At 65.8% G+C, this 17,590-nt stretch carries 15 protein-coding genes; 6 read left to right on the forward strand and 9 right to left on the reverse strand.

Going from position 1 to position 17,590, the window contains the following annotated elements:
- Positions 1–4 precede the first annotated feature (4 nt).
- Complete coding sequence (locus LRA87_RS09255; RefSeq protein ID WP_230631068.1) at positions 5–427, reverse strand: hypothetical protein; 423 nt, start codon at positions 425–427, stop codon at positions 5–7.
- A gap of 118 nt (positions 428–545) precedes the next feature.
- Here LRA87_RS09255 and LRA87_RS09260 point away from each other — a divergent pair, with 118 nt between their 5' ends.
- Positions 546–1,910: a cryptochrome/photolyase family protein gene (locus LRA87_RS09260; protein ID WP_230631069.1), complete on the forward strand. Its 1,365-nt coding sequence runs from the start codon at positions 546–548 to the stop codon at positions 1,908–1,910.
- Between the two features lie 3 nt (positions 1,911–1,913).
- Here the strand turns inward: LRA87_RS09260 and LRA87_RS09265 are convergent, their stop codons facing one another.
- On the reverse strand, positions 1,914–2,597 hold the full coding sequence (locus tag LRA87_RS09265) for a PAS domain-containing protein (protein ID WP_230631070.1): 684 nt from the start codon (positions 2,595–2,597) through the stop codon (positions 1,914–1,916).
- A 211-nt stretch (positions 2,598–2,808) separates the two neighbouring features.
- Here LRA87_RS09265 and LRA87_RS09270 point away from each other — a divergent pair, with 211 nt between their 5' ends.
- A complete protein-coding gene (locus LRA87_RS09270; protein WP_230631071.1) occupies positions 2,809–4,347 on the forward strand; it encodes an MDR family MFS transporter in 1,539 nt (512 codons plus the stop codon).
- Between the two features lie 3 nt (positions 4,348–4,350).
- Here the strand turns inward: LRA87_RS09270 and LRA87_RS09275 are convergent, their stop codons facing one another.
- Complete coding sequence (locus LRA87_RS09275; RefSeq protein ID WP_230631072.1) at positions 4,351–5,244, reverse strand: LysR family transcriptional regulator; 894 nt, start codon at positions 5,242–5,244, stop codon at positions 4,351–4,353.
- A 96-nt stretch (positions 5,245–5,340) separates the two neighbouring features.
- On the opposite strand from LRA87_RS09275, the gene LRA87_RS09280 reads away from it, so the two are divergent.
- Positions 5,341–7,410: a malate synthase G gene (locus LRA87_RS09280; RefSeq protein ID WP_230631073.1), complete on the forward strand. Its 2,070-nt coding sequence runs from the start codon at positions 5,341–5,343 to the stop codon at positions 7,408–7,410.
- Between the two features lie 121 nt (positions 7,411–7,531).
- Here the strand turns inward: LRA87_RS09280 and LRA87_RS09285 are convergent, their stop codons facing one another.
- Both LRA87_RS09285 and LRA87_RS09290 read right to left on the reverse strand, forming a co-directional pair.
- On the reverse strand, positions 7,532–8,122 hold the full coding sequence (locus LRA87_RS09285; protein ID WP_230631074.1) for an NADPH-dependent FMN reductase: 591 nt from the start codon (positions 8,120–8,122) through the stop codon (positions 7,532–7,534).
- 71 nt (positions 8,123–8,193) lie between these two features.
- Positions 8,194–8,892 carry a pirin family protein gene (locus LRA87_RS09290; RefSeq protein ID WP_230631075.1) on the reverse strand — a complete coding sequence of 233 codons (699 nt, stop codon included), beginning with the start codon at positions 8,890–8,892 and terminating at the stop codon, positions 8,194–8,196.
- An 87-nt stretch (positions 8,893–8,979) separates the two neighbouring features.
- On the opposite strand from LRA87_RS09290, the gene LRA87_RS09295 reads away from it, so the two are divergent.
- Together LRA87_RS09295 and LRA87_RS09300 are read left to right on the forward strand one after the other, a co-directional pair.
- Positions 8,980–9,903 (forward strand): LysR family transcriptional regulator, encoded by a 924-nt coding sequence (locus LRA87_RS09295; RefSeq protein WP_230631076.1) that lies wholly within the window; start codon positions 8,980–8,982, stop codon positions 9,901–9,903.
- Positions 9,904–9,940: 37 nt separating this feature from the next.
- On the forward strand, positions 9,941–12,406 hold the full coding sequence (locus tag LRA87_RS09300) for a S9 family peptidase (protein ID WP_230631077.1): 2,466 nt from the start codon (positions 9,941–9,943) through the stop codon (positions 12,404–12,406).
- 106 nt (positions 12,407–12,512) lie between these two features.
- On the opposite strand, the gene LRA87_RS09305 is transcribed toward LRA87_RS09300, so the two are convergent.
- From LRA87_RS09305 to LRA87_RS09320, 4 genes are all read right to left on the reverse strand, one after another.
- Positions 12,513–13,514: an NAD-dependent epimerase/dehydratase family protein gene (locus LRA87_RS09305; RefSeq protein ID WP_230631078.1), complete on the reverse strand. Its 1,002-nt coding sequence runs from the start codon at positions 13,512–13,514 to the stop codon at positions 12,513–12,515.
- 76 nt (positions 13,515–13,590) lie between these two features.
- Positions 13,591–14,283 (reverse strand): GntR family transcriptional regulator, encoded by a 693-nt coding sequence (locus LRA87_RS09310; RefSeq protein WP_230631079.1) that lies wholly within the window; start codon positions 14,281–14,283, stop codon positions 13,591–13,593.
- Between the two features lie 52 nt (positions 14,284–14,335).
- Complete coding sequence (locus LRA87_RS09315) at positions 14,336–15,334, reverse strand: 4-hydroxyproline epimerase (RefSeq protein ID WP_230631080.1); 999 nt, start codon at positions 15,332–15,334, stop codon at positions 14,336–14,338.
- 6 nt (positions 15,335–15,340) lie between these two features.
- A complete protein-coding gene (locus LRA87_RS09320) occupies positions 15,341–16,267 on the reverse strand; it encodes a dihydrodipicolinate synthase family protein (RefSeq protein WP_230631221.1) in 927 nt (308 codons plus the stop codon).
- Between the two features lie 133 nt (positions 16,268–16,400).
- Between LRA87_RS09320 and LRA87_RS09325 the strand changes: the two genes are divergently transcribed.
- Positions 16,401–17,588 carry a M24 family metallopeptidase gene (locus LRA87_RS09325; RefSeq protein ID WP_230631081.1) on the forward strand — a complete coding sequence of 396 codons (1,188 nt, stop codon included), beginning with the start codon at positions 16,401–16,403 and terminating at the stop codon, positions 17,586–17,588.
- Positions 17,589–17,590 lie beyond the last annotated feature (2 nt).

Consider the following 17,590-nt stretch of genomic DNA (forward strand, 5'->3'; position numbering starts at 1 on the left):
CGTCCTAGCGCCCGCGCCCAACCGTCACCTTTGCCACATGCAGCGGATAGTCACGATCGTCCTCGGCCATCCACACCTGCCCACTCGCATCGGTCAGGTAGAAGCGGCAGAAGATGCTGCGCTCATCGACGAAGCGCAGGCACACCCGGTCCGGCGTCACCCGGTAACGTCCGACGGTATCGGGCCGGTCGTAGCTTAATGTATAGCCGTCGCCCGTCGCAGCGAAGCGTTCGACTGGCGGTATGCCGCCCTCGCCTGCCCGGGTCTGGACGCTACCCCGCACCAGTCTGTCCAGGGCATCTCCCCGTATCAGGGTCATGGCGTCCGAACCGCGGATCGGCACCGGAAGGCGCGGCGGTGCCGGATCGGGTGCCGATGGGGAGCAGGCCGCCAGCAGCAGCGGCAGCCAGATCAATGATCGTTTCATGTTCGCTCCGCCCCAGAGGCACGGTCGTTTGCGGCAGGACAGGCCCGCGTACAAGTCCGGCGTTCGCGACGACGCCGATGCAGGAACTTCCCCGGTGGCCATCCGCTTGGACGTGCGCATGACACAACCAAGCATCCTGTGGCTACGCCAGGACCTTCGCCTTCACGATCAGCCTGCACTCGTCGCCGCCGCGCACGAAGGACCGGTCGTGCCGGTCTATGTCCTCGACGACGATGCGCCCGGTGAATGGCGGATCGGCGGAGCGCAACGCTGGTGGCTGCACCACAGCCTGTCCACCCTGGACGCAGCCTTGCGAGCGAAGCACAGCCGGCTGATCCTGCGACGCGGCGATGCGGTATCGATCCTGACGGCACTGATGGAGGAAACCGGTGCTTCCCGCATTCACGCGATCCGTCATTACGAGCCGTGGTGGCGCGATGCGGAGAAAAAACTGGGCGATCGGCTGGAACTGCACGATGGCAACCACCTTGTCCGGCTGGAGGACTTGACCACCGGGAGCGGGACCCCGTTCAAGATGTTCTCGTCATTCTGGAAGGCGCTCCAGTCGCAATTGCCGCCCGCCGATCCCTTTCCCGTCCCGCACGCGATCCCGGCACCGGCGCATTGGCCGATGAGCGACGAGCTTGCGGAATGGACGCTGCTGCCGACCAGACCCGATTGGTCGACCGGCTTCGACAAGGACTGGACGCCCGGCGAAACGGAAGCGCTCGCCAAGGCTAAGGACTGGTCCGACGATGTCGCCGCCTACGACCGCCGCCGCAACCTGCCATCGGAAGAAGGTACGTCTCGCCTGTCGCCGCACCTCCATCACGGGGAGATTTCGCCGCGGGCAATCTATCATGCGCTCGGCGACACCAGGGATGCCGGCGCCTTCCTGCGCGAACTCGCATGGCGGGATTTCACGTCCGGCGTGCTGCTCGCGTTGCCGAAGTACGGCGAGGTCAACGGGCGCCCGAAATACGATGCACTGCCGTGGCGAAAGGATGCCGAGGCGAAACGCGATCTTCAGGCGTGGCAGCAGGGACGCACCGGCTACCCGATCGTCGATGCCGGGATGCGGCAATTGTGGGCGAGCGGGTGGATGCACAATCGCGTCCGCATGATCGCTGCGAGCTTTCTGGTAAAGCACCTGCTGATCGACTGGCGCAAAGGCGAGCGATGGTATTGGGACTGCCTAGTCGATGCGGATTACGGCAACAACGCCGTCAACTGGCAGTGGATCGCCGGTACGGGCGTGGATGCGAACATGTTCGGGCGGATCATGGCGCCACTCAGCCAGTCGGGGAAGTTCGATGCAGCGGACTATATCCGCGAATGGGTGCCGGAACTGCGCGACCTGACGGACGCGACGATCCACGATCCCGACGATAGCGGTGTCCGGCCGAACGACTATCCGGCCAAGCTGATCGGCCATCGCGAGGCGCGCGAGCGGGCGCTGGCAGCCGCGGCGACACTGCGCTGACGCTCAGCCCGCGACGGGCAACCGCCCGGTGACGTCCTCCATCATCTGCTGCGCCATGCCGGAGATACGCATCGGCGCGCCCATGTCGACCGGCGTATTACGCTCTACTTCGGCAAGCCGACGCTGTTCCAGCACCTTGATCCAGCGCAGCGTTGCAGCCTCAGAATGGCGAATCAGCGCTGCGATGCAACGCGGGGTGAGCGACCGCCCTTCCATTTCAGCGAGGTAAAGATGGAGCAATGCCTCCAGCGCCGGCGATCCGATCAGGTCGTCGCCGAATGCATGCTTCGCGGCGCCGATGGTTTGCAGCAGCGTCGTGGCGTGCTGCCGCAGTCGCGCCTCCGCGCACGTGGCCGGCGGATCCGGCTGCGGCTCGCAGGTTGCGATCAGGCGCTTTTCCCCGCAGCCATCGGCAAAGGCGGAGACGTGGTTACACACCCACTGCAGCTGCCCGTCACCGCGAACGTAGCGCTTGGTAATCTGGAATGCATGACCGTGACGCACCAGCCGGTGCAGCAGCATGTCGTTGACCACCTGATCCCCCGGCGCGGTAAATTCGAGCGGCGAACGACCAATCACCTCGATCCGTGGCCGCGCCAGCAATTCCAGATAGGCGTCGTCTGCCGACACGATCCGCCATCGCTCGTCCGTGATGCATTGCGCCACCGGCGCAGATCGAACCGTCATTGCCACTCCCTTGAGAACGGTGCGGCGGGTCGCATTAATCTGTTTTAATTGCAATGGCTTATCTAAGGTTGGCTACATCGTGCCGGCATATCCCCTCGCCCGGAGCGCGATCGTACCTATATCAGGATACGACAGCGGTACGGCCCCATGACAACGATCGGCCCCCGTCCACCGGAGAGGCCATCCACGCACGAAGGTCGTTACGCCCGTCATGAATCTGCATCTCCCAGCCGCTCTGGATCCGCGTCAGCTATTGCGGCCGCGGCGGCGCGGGATCGCATCGGTCAATGCCGAAGTGCGCGATGGGATCGTCCCGGCGGGCGATCGGATTGCACAGACGACCGATGCCGACGGTGGCGCCGCACCCACCCGCAACTATCGCACCGTCGCGCTGATCATCGCCACGGCGATGTTCATGGAGAATTTGGACGCGACGGTGCTCGCCACTGCGCTGCCGACGATGGCACGCGATTTCGGTGTCGCCGCACCGGCGATAAGCATCGCGCTGACATCGTACCTGCTGGCACTGGCGATGTTTATTCCCGCCTCCGGCACGATGGCCGACCGCTTCGGCGCACGGCCGGTGTTTCGCGCAGCGATCGGCGTTTTCGTTGCGGGCAGTCTGGCCTGCGGTCTGGCCCCAAGCCTCGAATGGATGGTAGTCGCGCGGTTCGTACAGGGGATCGGCGGCGCGATGATGATGCCGGTGGGGCGGCTGGTATTGCTGCGATCGGTTGCCAAGCGCGACATGGTGTCGGCGATGTCGTGGCTGATCATGCCAGCGCTGGTCGGCCCGATCCTGGGTCCGCCGCTGGGCGGGTTCATCGTCACATATCTCGACTGGCGCTGGATCTTCTGGCTCAACCTGCCGATCGGGTTGCTGGGCATCGTGCTGGTCGGACGCTTCATCGCCGATATTCGCGAGGAAGCACCGCACGCCTTCGACGCAATCGGCTTTATTCTGTCGGGCGTGGCTCTGGGGTGTCTATTGTTCGGGTTCGAAATGGCAAGCCGCCCGGGCGAGGCGGCGGTGGCGGCGGCGCTTGTCGGCATCGGCGCGCTGTTCGGTCTTGCCTATTGGCGGCATGCGCGACGCGCCGAACACCCGATCCTCGACCTCTCGCTGATGCGGATCGCCACGTTTCGCCTGTCGGTGCTGGGCGGATCGCTGACCCGCATCACACAGGGCGCGCAGCCGTTCTTGCTGCCGCTGATGATGCAGCTCGCCTTTGGCCTGTCGGCGGCGCAGAGCGGGGCGATGACGGTCGCGGGCGCGATCGGATCGTTCGGGATGAAGGGCGTCGCGCGTCGCATCCTGAAACGCTTCGGTTTCCGCAGCAGCCTGATCGTGATGGGGGTGCTCGGGACCGGGGCCTATGCCATCTGCGGCCTGTTCCGCCCGAACTGGCCGCTGCCCGCGGTGTTCGCCGTGCTGGTCCTGTCCGGCTTTCTGATCTCGTTCCAGTTCACCGCCTACAACACGATCGCATACGACGAGATCGGCAAGGACCGGATGAGCGCAGCGACCAGCTTCTATTCGACGTTTCAGCAACTGATGCTGTCGCTGGGCATCTGCGTCGGCGCGACCGCGTTGCACGTGTCGATGCTGTCGCGCGGCGGCGAAGCGGTGGCATTCACTGATTTCACCGTCGCCTTCTGGACCGTCACCGCGATCTCGCTGCTGGCAGTGTTCGTCAACTGGCGGTTCGATCCTCAGGCCGGCGCGGAGTTGAGCGGGCGGAAGAGCTGACGATCATCCCTGCCAGCTGGCGGGATCGATCACGGATTGCAGGAATGCGACGAATGCGCGGACCGCGGGCGGCACGGCGCCGCTGCGCAGGTGGACGGCATAGATGCCGACGTCGGCCGTTCCCTCCCAGTCCGGCAGGACGCGCACCAGCCGGCCGTTACGCAATGCGTCGCCGACATCCCACAGGGATCGCAGTGCGATGCCGACGCCGCCAAGCGCCAGTTCGCGCACCATTTCGCTCGAATTGGTGCGGACGTGGCTGTCGCGTTCGACCTGCACGGCCTTGCCCTGCGCGACCAGCCGCCACGGCATCTGCCCCGCCGCCGCGAGCAACCGGTGATCGCCCAGCGCGGGAACCGACGCCGGATCGCCGTGTGCCGCCAGATAGGAAGGCGCTGCGCACAACACCCGGCGGCTGGTGGCCAGCCGATGCGCCACGACGTTGGACGGCACCTCCGAAGCGATACGGATCGCGCAGTCGACCCGGTCGCCGAGCAGATCGACGAAGCCGTCGCCAAGGTCGAACGTAAGCTCCACCGCCGGGTGTGCGGCGAGAAATGTAGACAGATGTGGCGCGACGTGCAGCCGCCCGAACGACGTGGGCGCCGATACCCGCAGCGGTCCCGCCGGTACGCCACGCGCGCCTGTCACCCGTGCCTCCGCCGCGGTGAGCGCCGACAAGATTCCATCGAGGTCGTCGCGCAGCCGCCCGCCCGCCTCCGTCAGCGCCAGTCGCCGCGTGGTGCGATGGATCAGCGTCACGCCGAGGCGACCTTCCAGCCTTTGCAGTCGTTTGGACACCATTGCTGGCGAGATGCGCAAGGTTCTCGCAGCGGCGGACAGGCTGCCGCTATCGGCCACCGCGACGAACAGGGAGTAATCGGGATCGAACATCATTCGTTCTTCCGGCGATAAGCTGCTTCAACATCTTTGACGCTAGAGCGGGGATGGTGCGGCGTCTATGAACGATGCGATCGCAAAGGACATCGACCCATGGACCGCGCCGGCCTCGACATCGCTCCCGCATTCATCACCTTCATCGAAGAGCGCGCCCTGCCCGGCACCGGTATCGATGCCGACGCATTCTGGTGCGGCGTCGCGGCGATCCTCGACCGGTTCGTGCCCGACAACCACAGCCTGCTTGCCGAACGCGACCGGCTACAGGCCGCGATCGATGCATGGCATCAAGACAATCCTTTCGAAGCAGACGCTTACCAGGCGTTTCTCACGCAGATCGGCTACCTCGTCCACGAACCTGCGCCTTTTGCGGTCGATCCCGCCAATGTCGACGCCGAAATCGCGACGATGGCCGGGCCGCAGCTCGTCGTCCCGATCCTGAACGCCCGCTTCCTGCTCAACGCCGCCAACGCGCGTTGGGGCAGCCTGTACGACGCGCTGTATGGCACCGATGCCTTGCCCGGTAGCGCGACGCGTGGCGGATACGATCCCGGGCGGGGGGCGCAGGTGATCGCTTGGGCCAAGGCGTTTCTCGACGACATCGCGCCACTGTCGAACGGTAGCTGGACCGACTGGACCGGCGGCACGCCCGACCTCGGCGATCCGTCGCAACTGGTCGGCCGCGACGGCGAAACGCTGCTCCTTCGCCACAACGGATTGCATATCGAGCTCGTGATCGATCGCAGTCATCCGATAGGTCGCACCGATCCCGCCGGCATCGCCGACGTCGTGCTGGAATCCGCGCTGACCGCGATCTGCGATCTGGAGGATTCCGTCGCGGCTGTGGATGCGCAGGACAAGGTTGCGGCCTACGACAATTGGCTGGGGCTGATGCGCGGCGACCTGACTGCCAGCTTTGCCAAAGGCGGCGAAACCGTGACGCGGACACTGGCGGCGGATCGCCGCTACACTGCGCCCGACGGAACGACGCTGACGCTGCCGGGTCGCAGCCTGTTGTTCGTACGCAACGTCGGCCATCTGATGACCAACCCCGCGATCCGCCTGCCCGATGGCAGCGAGGCGCCGGAGGGTATCCTCGACGCGATCGTCACGTCGCTGATCGCGCTGCACGACGACGGACATAACAGCCGGACGGGATCGATCTACATCGTCAAGCCCAAGATGCATGGGCCGGACGAAGCCGCCTTCACCGACCGCCTGTTCGACGCAGTCGAGGATCTTCTGGGCTTGCCGCGCTACACGATCAAGGTCGGGCTGATGGACGAGGAACGCCGCACCTCGGCCAACCTCGCCGCCTGTATCCATGCCGTCCGCCACCGGCTGGTGTTCATCAACACCGGCTTTCTCGACCGTACCGGCGACGAGATGCACACGTCGATGCACGCCGGCCCGATGATCCCGAAAGGCGAGATGAAGACGTCCGGCTGGATCGCAGCCTATGAAAACCGCAACGTCCAGATCGGTCTCGCGTGCGGCCTGTCCGGGCGCGCGCAGATCGGCAAGGGCATGTGGGCCGCACCCGACCGGATGGCGGATATGCTCGACCAGAAGATCGGTCATCCGAAGACGGGCGCGAACACCGCCTGGGTCCCCTCGCCCACCGCCGCTACGCTGCACGCGACGCATTATCACCGCGTCGATGTGTTCGACCGCCAGCGCGAGCGGAGCAGGGAGCCGGTCGCGCCGCTCGCCGCGTTGCTGACCATGCCGGTTGCAGAGGCCGGACGGAACTGGTCGGCGGACGAGGTGCGGGCGGAACTCGATAATAATGCACAGGGCATCCTCGGCTATGTGGTCCGCTGGATCGATCAGGGGATCGGCTGTTCGAAGGTGCCGGACATGCATGACGTCGGCCTGATGGAAGATCGCGCGACGCTGCGTATCTCGTCGCAACATATCGCCAACTGGCTGCTGCATGGCGTCGCGACGGAGGCGGAGGTCGATGCCGCCTTCGCGCGCATGGCGGCGAAGGTCGATGCGCAGAACGCCGGCGATCCGCAATATCGACCGATGGGCGGGCGGGAGGGCGATAGCCTCGCCTATCGGGCGGCCCGTGCACTGGTGTTCGACGGGATCGCGCAGCCGAACGGCTATACCGAACCGCTGCTTCACCGCTTCCGCAAGATGCAGAAAGCTGCCCGATAGCGTCCCATACGCCGGCCCGTCCGGCTGCTATTTGCGACCCGCTCCGAAAAGTGCGTTCTTCAGTAGCGGGTGCCCGCCGGAACGCGTCCGGCGTGACGGCAACGTCGCGGCGGCGCGATCGTCAATATGGTGGCGGCTTCCGCTCGCGTTGCGCTCGCGCCGCCTCCGTCCACCACGCCAGATCGTCGGCGAAGCGGGGAAACGCCTTGGCCAGACTCGCCCCGCCGTCGCCTATGGGTTCGCCCTCGACGGATAGCGCCTTGCCGATGCCGCCGACCGCCAGCGTGCTCGAAACCACGACCATTCCCATCTCCGACAGGATACCGTGCCATGCCAGCCCGGCCCGCGCACCGGCGAAGCGGCCTGCGGAGTAACTGGCGATCGCGGCAGGCCGCCAATACCATTCCTCGAGGAAATGGTCGGTCAGGTTCTTGAGACCGGGCTGAACGCTCCAGTTGTATTCGCCCGCAACGAACACGAACGCATCCGCCGCCTTGATCTTGTCGGCAAGCGCTTCCAGCGCGGACGGCGCCTCGCCTTCCGGATATTCCTTATACATCCTGTCGAGCATCGGCAGGTCGAGCGCCTTCGCATCGATCAGTTCGGCCTGCGCACCGCGCGCGGTGAGCTGTCGCACGAGATAATCGGCCAACCGGATGCCCTGGCGATCGGACCGGTAGGATCCGTAGAAGATCAGGATCTTGTCACTCATCCGAAGCCCTTTCGCCGTCACTGCTCCTGCCCGGCGGGGGCAGGAGCACGATCCGCTATCCTATCGATCGTTCAGGCGGCGTCGACCAGGACGATCTCGGCATCTTCCGTCGCGGTAACGCGGATGACGCTCTCGTCCCGGATCGCGGCGCCGTCGCGGGCGTCAATGGCGACGCCGTTGATCTCGATCTTGCCGGTAGCGGGAACCAGATAGGCGTGATGCCCCGCGCCCAGCGTATATTCCGCCGTTTCCCCCGCCTTGATCGTCGCGCCGACGATACGGGCGTCGGTACGGATCGGCAGGGCATCGCCGTCATCGTCGAACCCGCTCGCCAACGTCACGAACTTGCCCGAGCGTTCGCCCTTGGGAAAGGGCTTGGCACCCCACGAAGGTGCGGCGCCCCGCGTCTTGGGTTCGATCCAGATCTGGAAGATCGTGGTTTCCTCCGTTTCGCGATTGTACTCCGAATGACGCACGCCCGATCCGGCGCTCATCACCTGCACGTCCCCCGCCTCGGTACGGCCCATGTTTCCAAGGCTGTCCTGATGCGTGATCGCGCCGGTGCGGACGTAGGTGATGATCTCCATGTCGGCATGCGGGTGCGGCGGAAAGCCGGTTCCGGCGGCGATCCGGTCGTCGTTCCACACGCGGATCGGGCCCCAGCCCATCCGCGAGGGATCGTAGTAATTGGCGAACGAGAAATGATGCTTGGCATCGAGCCAGCCGTGGTTGGCACCGCCGAGGGTGGCGAAGGGGCGACGTTCGATCATGGTCTGTCTCCGTTGTCTGTTGCCCACAAGATGGTCGCGACCGCGACTTGACGAAATAGCAATGATGGCATCACATCATTGCCGGAAATGACACGTCGCCTCCCCGATCTCGAAGCCTGGGCGATTTTCGCCAAGGTCGCCGAACGCGGCTCCTTCGCCGGTGCGGCGCAGGCGCTCGGCTTGTCCAACCCGACGGTGTCGAAAGCGATCGCCCGGCTGGAGGCGCGGCTGGGCCTCGCCCTGCTGTCACGCACGTCACGACGCCTGTCGCTGACCGAGGCGGGTCGCACCATGCTGCAGCGCGCGGCCGGCATATTGCACGCAGGCGAGGCGCTGGAGGATGCTGCGGCCGAACAGTCCGATGTCGCCCGCGGCCTGGTGCGGATCAGCGCGCCGCTGTCGTTCGGCACCGCCTATGTCGGTGCGACCCTGCCGGCGTTCCTGACGGCATATCCCGAGGTGACGCTGGACTTCGCCCTGAGCGACAGGCGCGTCGATCTGGTTGCGGAGGGGTTCGACCTCGCGCTGCGGATCGCGGCGCTGGAGGACAGTTCGCTGCTCGCGCGGCGGCTGTGTACCGTCCGGATCTTGCTGGTCGCGTCGCCCGGATACCTCGACGTCCACGGCCGGCCGACGCATCCGGCGCAGCTGCGCGATCATCATGCGCTGGCCTATACCGGCGGCGCGACGCGGGGACTGTGGCGGTTTCATCATCCACAGTTCGGCGAGGAGACGGTCGAACCGCCGGTGCGCATCTGGACCGACAACGCCGACATGCTCAATCCGGCGCTGCTGGCCGGGCAAGGCATGGCGTTGCAGCCTGAATTTCTCGTCTGGCGCGAGATCCGCGACCGGCGTCTGGAGGTGGCGATGCCGGACTGGACCGTCCCAGCGCTGGGCCTGCACCTCATCACCCCGCCCAGCCCGCTGCGCCCTTTACGCGTACAGGTGGTGATCGATCATCTGGCAAAGACGCTGGCCAAGGCGCCCTGGGCGCTCGGCGCGGAGTGAGATCGCCGGAAACCCGCCTAGCGCCCGCGTCCGCTGCATGGCACACACCACCGTAAACCAGAACAAGGGGTTACGAATGCGCGCCGGTACCTGTCTGATCGCTCTCCTCTTCACCACGACCGCTGCGGCGCAGACGCCAGGCACCGCCTATCACCGTGCGCCCGATGCGATCGCCCGGGCATTGGAAACGCCGCCGACCCCGGGGGTGGCGGTCAGCCCCGATCACAAGACGCTTGCGATCCTCGGTCGCGAGAACCTGCCGTCGATCGCGAATCTGTCGAAACCGATCCTGCGCCTCGGCGGCTATCGCATCGACCCCGCCACCAACGGTCAGGCCGAGGTGCGCGTGCAATGGCTGAACGCGTTGAGCTTCAAGGATGTCGCGAGCGGGAAGACGGTCGCCGTCTCCCTGCCCGCCGCATTGCGCTTCGCTGCGCCGGACTGGTCGCCCGACGGCAGCCATATCGCGTTTTACGCGCAGGAGGCGGACGGCCTGTCGCTGTGGATCGCCACCCGCGACGGCAACGCCCGCAAGATCGCCGGCCGGCTGAACGGCACGTTCGGAACGCCGTTCGAATGGACACCCGACAGCAAGGCGCTGATCGCCTATACCGTGCCCGCCAACCGCGGAGCGGCGCCCGCCGCCAGCAGTACGCCGACCGGTCCGGTCGTTCAGGAAAGTGCCGGCCGCACGTCCGCCGCACGCACCTATGAAGACCTGCTGGGCGATGCGCATGACGAGGCCCTGTTCGACCATTATTTCACCGGGCAGCTCACCCGCATCGCCATCGACGGTACCGCGACACCGATCGGGACGCCGGGTCTCATTACCGACTTCAGCGTGTCGCCCGATGGCCGCTATCTGCTGACGGAGCGGCTGAAACGCCCCTATTCCTATCTGCTGCCGGCCAGCTATTTCCCGACCGAGATCGCCGTCGCCACCATCGACGGACAGCCGGTGAAGACCCTGGTCGATCGCCCGCTCGCCGACGATCTGCCGGTCGATTTCGATGCGACCGTGAAAGGACCACGCGAAGCGGAATGGCGGTCCGACGCGCCTGCGACGCTCGTCTGGGCGGAGGCGCTCGACGGCGGCAATCCGCGTGCGAAGATCGCCTTCCACGACAAGGTGATGATGCAGGCAGCGCCCTTCACCGCCGAACCCGTCGAACTCGCGATGACGCCTGCCCGCTATGGGACGACGATGTGGGGCGACGATGGCTTCGCCATGGTGATCGACCGTGAATGGCGCAGCCGGACCGAGCATCGCCTCGCGGTCTCGCCTGCGAAGCCGGGACAGACACGCCCGCTGCTCACCCGCAATTATCAGGATCAATACGGCGATCCGGGCTTCCCGATGCTGGAAGACAATGCGGCGGGCAAGCCCGTCATGCGCTTCACCCCTGCGCATGATGGCGTCTACATGACCGGCGACGGCGCGACCAAGGCGGGCGCCTTTCCGTTTCTGGCGACGATGCCGCTTGCGGGCGGGGAGGCGAAGCGACTGTGGACCGCCAAGGCGCCGTATTACGAGACGGTCGTCGCCCTGCTCGACGACAAGGCGCAGCGTATCCTGACGCGCCGGGAAAGCGCGAAGCTCGCACCCAATTACATGATCCGCACGGTGAAGGGCGGCAGCGCCAGAGCCGTTACCGCCTTCGCCGATCCCGCACCTGTGTTCGCGGGCGTCACCCAGCGGACGATCACCTACAATCGCGCCGACGGCCTGCCGCTGTCCGCATCGCTCTACACCCCCGCCGGATATGACGTGAAGCGCGATGGGCCGCTGCCAACGCTGCTCTGGGCCTATCCCGCCGAATTCACCGATGCCAAGGTCGCCGGGCAGACGGTGGATCAGGGCAACCGCTTCGTCCGTCCGCGGGGCATCAGCCACCTGTTCCTGCTGACGCAGGGCTATGCGGTCCTCGACAATCCGGCGATGCCGATCATCGGCGAAGGCGGTGCGGAGGCGAACGACACCTACGTCAAGCAGCTTCAGCAGGATGCGCAGGCCGCGGTCGATGCGGTGGTGAAGCTCGGCGTCGGGGACAAGGGCCGGATGGCGGTCGGCGGTCACAGCTACGGCGCCTTCATGACCGCAAACCTGCTCGCCCACACCAACCTGTTCCGCGCCGGCATCGCGCGATCGGGCGCCTATAACCGCACGCTGACGCCGTTCGGCTTCCAGGCGGAACAGCGCACCTATTGGCAGGCGACGCCGACCTATACCGAGATGAGCCCCTTCACCTACGCCGACCGGATCAAGGCACCGATCCTGCTGATCCACGGCGGCGCAGACGACAATAGCGGCACGTTCCCGATCCAGTCGGAACGAATGTACGCGGCGCTGAAGGGCAATGGCGCAACCGTTCGGTACGTGGTGCTCCCCAACGAACCGCATGGCTATCGCGCACTGGAATCGACCGAAGAAACGTTGTGGCAGATGACGGACTGGCTGGACCGGTACGTCAAGCCGAAGGCGACGGTAACGGCGGAGAAATAGGCCCTGCCCTTCATCCTTTCAGGGGATGAGGGGACGCGTCATCGCTCGGGCGGCGACGCGTCCTCAAGGTTGCGCCCGGGGGCGGAAGTGCTCCGCCCCCGGGTAATCAAACCCCGTGATATCCCCGGTACCAGTCGACGAACTTCGGCACGCCCACATCGATCGAGGTCGTCGGTCGATAGCCCAGATCTCCGGCGATGGCATCGATATCCGCCGCCGTCCGCACCACGTCACCCGGCTGGATCGGCAGGTTGCGGCGTATCGCTGACCGACCGGTCGCCGCCTCCAGCAACTCGATCATCCGTCCCAGCGGTTCCGACCGGTTGTTACCGATATTGTAGAGCCGGTGGGTCGCCATACTGCCGCCCGCTTTCTCCCGCCCGTCGTCGGGCGGCGGATTGTCATGCACGGCGAGGACGCCTGCGACGATGTCGTCGATGAAGGTGAAGTCGCGCTCCATCCTGCCGTCGTTGAACACCGGGATCGGTTCACCCGCGAACATCGCCTTGGTGAAGATCCAGATCATCATATCGGGCCGTCCCCACGGACCGTAAACCGTGAAGAACCGCAGGCCGGTCAATGGGATGCGATAAAGGTGCGCATAGCTTTCGCTCATGATCTCGTTCGCACGCTTCGTCGCGGCATACAGCGACACGGGCCGGTCGACGCGATCCTCGACGCGGAACGGAACCGACGTGTTGCCGCCGTACACCGAGGAGGACGAGGCATAGACGCAGTGCTTCACCGCGCGATGACGGGCGAGTTCGAGGATGTTGAGGTGGCCGATCAGGTTCGACTGTCCGTAGACCTCGGGATGCTCGATCGAATACCGCACCCCCGCCTGTGCGCCGAGATGTATGATCCGGTCGAAGTCGTGCACGGCGAGGGTCGTCTTCAGCGCTTCGGCGTCGGCGAAATCGACGTGATGAAAGACGAACCGGTCGCCATGACGAGCGTGCAGGCCGGCCAGCCGGTCGTGCTTCAGCGCAACGTCGTAATACGCATTGAGCGAATCGATCCCGACCACTTCGCCGCCCCGCGCCAGCAACGCCTCCGCGACATGCATGCCGATGAAGCCTGCCGCACCAGTCACCAACGTCTTCGGCATCCGCACTCCTTCGATCGCGATACTGCGGGATGTCCGCCCGCATCAGTTCGACGGTGCGGCATATCGCACTGCCCGGTTAAGCAGACGTGGCCGCGCCTCCGTTTTCGGCGCCCGTCACGTCGCCCGCGGCGAATTGCTCCTTCAGATCGTCACGGGTCGCCTGAATATGCTGCGCCAGCAGGCTTTCCAGCGCCGCCTCGTCCCGGGCAAGCCATCCGTCCAGCAGCGCGCGATGTTCCTGATGCGCCCGCGATTCCCGACCCGCGGGCTGCAGGTGCGCGACGACGTACCGTTCGGCGAGGATCGATAGCCGCTCGACCATATGCGTCGTCAGCAACCTGCCCCCCGGTCGCACCAGTGCGGTGTGGAAATCGCGGTTCCGCTTGGCCACTTCGGCCAGATTGGCGCCTGCCGCCTCATCCAGCCGCTCGAATGCATGAAGAGCCTCGGCCCGCGCACCCTCGTCTGCGACGCGCGCGGCATAGGCCGCCGCGGCCGGCTCGATATTCAGCCGCAGCGCATAGATTTCGTCCGCCTCCCCGGCCGACATCGGCCGGACGAAATAGCCGCGATTGGCATGGCTGACGAGCAATCCCTCCTGCTCCAGGCGGGCCAGCGCCTCGCGCAGCGGGATCTTGCTGACGCCCAGCTGTGCGGCAAGCGCATCCTGCCGGATCGGCGTGTTCGTCGCCAACCGACCGATCACGATCTGCTCGCGCACCACCTCGAACACCTGTTCCGACAATGTGCGTACGACGATGCTGCTCACGCGCTGGCTCTCCTGCAATCCCGTTGCTGCCCGACCAGCGCCGGCGAACGGATCACTTGACCTGAAAGCCTTCCCAGAACGGGTCGCCGCGATCAATCCAGATCGTGTTGAAACCGGTCGCGATCGCCGTACCCTCGATCGACGGGATGATCGCTGGGTGCTCGCCGACCGTGGTGGCAGCCTCGACCCGGCCGATGAAGCGGCTGCCGATATAGCTTTCATGGACGAAGCGGTCGCCGATCCGCAATCGTCCTTGCGCCGCGAGATGCGCGAGCCGGGCCGAAGTACCGGTGCCGCACGGGCTGCGATCGATCGCCTTGTCGCCGTAGAATACGGCATTGCGGCCGTCCGCCCCATCGCTTGCCGGGCGATCGGCCCACAGAACGTGACTGACGCCGCGGATCGTCGGATCGAGCGGGTGCACCGGTTCGAAGACGGCACGGACGGCGGCGCGGATGCGGCCGCTGAGTTCCACGATCCGCGCGGCACCCAGCATGTCGAGGCCGACGTAGCCGCCCTGCGGTTCGACGATCGCATAGTAGTTGCCGCCATAGGCGACATCGATCGTCAGCGGGCCGATCCCTTCGACATCGATCGCGATCCCCGTGGCCGCGACATAGGACGGCACGTTGGTGATCCGCACTGCGGTAACCCGGCCGCCATCGCTGTCATACGCGATATCGATCACACCCGCAGGAACCTCGATCCGCAGGCGGCCGGGCGTCGCCGGCTGGATCAGCCCATGCTCCAGCCCGAACGTCACCATGCCGATCGTACCGTGACCGCACATCGGCAGGCACCCGCTCGTCTCGATGAACAGGATGCCGCAATCGGTGTCGGCCCGGGTGGGCGGATAGAGGAACCCGCCCGACATCATGTCGTGGCCGCGCGGTTCGAAGCACAATCCGGTCCTGATCCAGTCGAAGCGGGCGAGGAAGTCCTGCCGCCGCTCCGACATGGATGCGCCCTTCAGCAGGGGCGCGCCGCCAGCGACCAGCCGGACCGGGTTGCCGGCGGTATGGCCATCGATGCAGAAGAAGGTGTGCCGCATGGCGTGCTACGCCGCTTTGTCTTGCGCGCCGGTATCGCCGAGCGTCGGTCGCGTCGCCGCCGCCTGTTCCACCATCGCGATCACCTCCGCCCGGCGCGCGCCCGTCAGCGGATAACGCGGCGGCAGGACCCGTTCGGACCCGCGACCCATCACCTGCTCGGCCAGCTTGATCGACTGGACCAGATCATGTTCCGCATCGAGGTGAAGCAGCGGCATGAACCAGCGATAGATGTCCATGGCTTTGGCATGATCGCCGCGCTGGAAGGCTGCGACGAGTTCGACCGACTCCCGCGGAAATGCGTTGGTCAGCCCCGACACCCAGCCCTTCGCGCCGAGATACAATCCCTCCAGCGCGACATCGTCGAGGCCGGCGAACAGGACGTAGCGATCACCGAACGCGTTGCGAATATCGGTGAAGCGACGGGTGTCCGGCGCGGACTCCTTCACCGCGACGATGTTATCGACCTCGATCAGCGCCTCCAGCACCTCCCGATCGATCGAGGTTCGATAGGCGGGCGGATTGTTGTAGAGCATGATCGGCAGGCCGACGCCGTTCGCGACGCCCTTGAAATGCGCGACGAGTTCCTGCGCCTTGGGAACGTAGACCATCGGTGGCAACAGCATCAGGCCATCGGCGCCCGCCTTCTCCGCCGCCTGCGCGTAACGGACGGCGCGGCGGGTATCGAATTCGGATACGCCGGTGATGACCGGCACGCGGCCATCCACCACCTCGACGATCGCCGTCAGCACTGCGATCTTCTCGTCGCGCTCCATCGAGTTGTTCTCGCCGACGGTTCCGAGCGCGATCACGCCGGTGACGCCGTCGCGCACCAGATCGTCCACGACACGCTGCGTATCGGCCAGATCGATCGACATATCCTCGCGGATCTGCGTGGTCACCGCGGGAAAAACACCGTTCCAGTCGATCGCCATATCGTCATATCCTGTCATTGCAGCTGTAATATCGTATACGATATTGTACCTCGTCATACAAGGATCGGGAGGACGACGTATGGATAGCGCAAATACTCGTGCCTGAACGATCGACACGCAAAGGAGCAATGTCATGACCGTCGGCGGATCGACCATCGAACGTGAACTCGCCTCGCTCGCGCACTGGCCGCATCGCGCGCAGCCTGTCGGTGCCGCCGAACGGCAGACCCGGCTGGCATCGGCGCGCCGGGCGATGGCGGCGATCGGCATCGACGCGCTGCTGGTGAGCGCGGGTCCCAGCCTGCGCTATTTCACCGGCGTCACATGGTCGCCGACCGAACGGCTGGTCGCCCTGCTGCTGCCCGTGTCCGGCGAACCGATCGTGATCTGCCCCGCGTTCGAGATCGGCTCGCTGGAGGCCGAACTGGTCATCGCCGCCGACATCCGCTTGTGGCAGGAGGATGACGATCCCGCCGCATTGGTGCGCGATGCCACGGCGCCCGGTGCGACACTGGCCCTCGATCCGCTGCTGCCGTTCGCGATGGCCGAGCGACTGCGCATGAACCGCAACGTCGTCGATGGGGGTCCGGTGATCGACGGACTGCGCATGATCAAATCGCCCGCCGAACTGGCGCTGATGCAGCAAGCCAAGGCGATGACGATCGAGGTGCAGCGCCGCGCCGCGCGCATCCTGACGCCCGGCATCCGCGCCAGTACCGTCCGGCGTTTCATCGACGATGCCCACCGCGCGCTCGGCGCCGCCGGATCGACGTTCTGCGCGGTGCAGTTCGGTCGCGCGACCGCCTTCCCCCATGGGCTGCCCGGCGATCAGTCGCTCGAGGAGGATCAGCTCGTTCTGGTCGACACGGGCTGCCTCGTCGACGGCTATCATTCCGATATTACCCGCACCTACGCCTTCGGGCGGGTCGACGACTCCATCCGCACCACCTGGAACCTCGAGCACGAGGCGCAGGCCGCAGCATTCGCGGCGGTCCGCCCGGGCGAAACCTGCGAACGGATCGATGCCGCGGCCCGACAGGTGCTCGAAAGGGCGGGGCTGGGGCCGGGATACCGGCTTCCCGGCCTGCCGCATCGCACCGGCCATGGTATCGGGCTGGCCATCCACGAGCCCGCCTATCTGGTGCGCGGCGACAAAACCGTCCTGCGCCCCGGCATGTGCTTCTCGAACGAACCGATGATCGTCGTTCCCGATCGCTACGGCGTTCGCCTCGAAGACCATTTCCACGTCACGGAAACCGGCGCTGCCTGGTTCACCGAGCCACAGCGAACGATCGATCGTCCATTCGATACGACGGAGTAAGG

It is taken from the genome of Sphingomonas sp. Leaf37 (assembly GCF_920939475.1).
Classification (GTDB): Bacteria; Pseudomonadota; Alphaproteobacteria; order Sphingomonadales; family Sphingomonadaceae; genus Sphingomonas.